Annotated in this window: 2 protein-coding genes; one reads left to right on the top strand and one right to left on the bottom strand. The window is 66.1% G+C overall.

What is annotated here, in order from left to right; genetic code table 11:
* Positions 1-79: 79 nt before the first annotated feature.
* On the top strand, positions 80-397 hold the full coding sequence (locus POF73_RS45710; protein ID WP_272125461.1) for an ankyrin repeat domain-containing protein: 318 nt from the start codon (positions 80-82) through the stop codon (positions 395-397).
* Here the strand turns inward: POF73_RS45710 and POF73_RS45715 are convergent.
* Positions 387-1186, bottom strand: a protein-coding gene (locus POF73_RS45715) for an IS5 family transposase (protein ID WP_272125462.1) whose coding sequence is annotated in 2 segments (ribosomal slippage) — positions 387-847 and positions 847-1186 — 801 coding nt in all. Because the reading frame shifts where the segments join, the coding sequence is not laid out codon by codon here. The two genes, POF73_RS45710 and POF73_RS45715, sit on opposite strands and share 11 nt — an antisense overlap.
* Positions 1187-1234: the final 48 nt, after the last annotated feature.

Below are 1234 nucleotides of genomic sequence, written 5' to 3' on the forward strand. Positions count from 1 at the left end.
TAACAGCTCATCTCAATTGGTGAGCGGAGGCTGAGAAGGGCGCTGGCCGGACAGTGTGCAGCAACGGTTGAATGCCGCCGTGGAGAACATCTGGACGCCAGCGCATCAAGCGGTGGAGAACGAGGACGCAGGGGCTTTGGCTCAGTTGCTGGCCAAGGGAGTCGACCCCGACGAGGTATGCGGCAACATGACGCTCCTGATGCACGCCATTGACGCGGAAGGTGACGGCGCCTTGCAGAGCGGTGGCCCGCTGACGGTGCATACCACCGCTGTGCTCTTGGCCTTCGGTGCTGACCCGCAACTGCCAGGGCCTGACGGGCAAACGCCCATGGACCTCGCCGTGCACTACGGCCATGACCTGGCAGTCAAGCTGTTGCTCCGGCACATCAGCGGGTGAGGCGGCGTAGGCAGATGAGGGTGCAGGCGATGCTGGTGAAGCCGAGGAAGTGTTCGGCCTTGCGTTCGTAGCGGCGATGAAGGCGGCGGCAGCCGGCCAGCCAGGCCACGGTCCGTTCAACGACCCAACGGTGGCGGCCCAGCCGCTGGGAGCTGTCCCTCCCCTTGCGGGCGATCCGGTGCCGGATGCCGCGTGCCGATAACCATCGTCGCAGGTGGGCGTAGTCATATCCCTTGTCGGCGTGAAGCTTTGCCGGTCTGCGCCGCCGAGATCCGCGGCGGGAACGGACAGGCGGGATGCCCTGCACGAGCGGGACCAGGGCCTGGCTGTCGTGGACGTTGGCCGCGGAGATTCCGACAGAAAGGGGCAGACCGTTCCGGTCGGTGATTAGGTGGATCTTCGAGCCGTATTTGCCCCGGTCGACAGGATTCGGACCTGTCAGGTCCCCCTTTTCAGGGCCCGCATGTTGACCGAATCGATCGCGCAGCGGGACCAGTCCAGCTCGCCACGGGAACCGAGTTCGTCGAGGACCAAGCGGTGCAGCTTGGCCCACACCCTGGCCTGCGTCCACTCGGTGAACCGGCGGTGAGCCGTCGCTCCCGACGGTCCGAACGAAGCGGCGGGCAGCTGCTGCCACGTGCAGCCCGACGTCGCCACGAACACGATCGCGGCCAGCACCTCACGGTCACCGTGACGACGCCGACCGCCGCCCTGAGGCCGAGTCGGCGCCTCCGGCACCACCCGCTGGAACAGCCCCCATAGCTCATCTGGCACTAGCCGCTCAACGATCCCCACCACGGGCCACAGCCTATCCAGCCAAATGAGATGAACTGTAAG

Source organism: Streptomyces sp. HD (assembly GCF_028369295.1).
Taxonomy (GTDB): domain Bacteria; phylum Actinomycetota; class Actinomycetes; order Streptomycetales; family Streptomycetaceae; genus Streptomyces.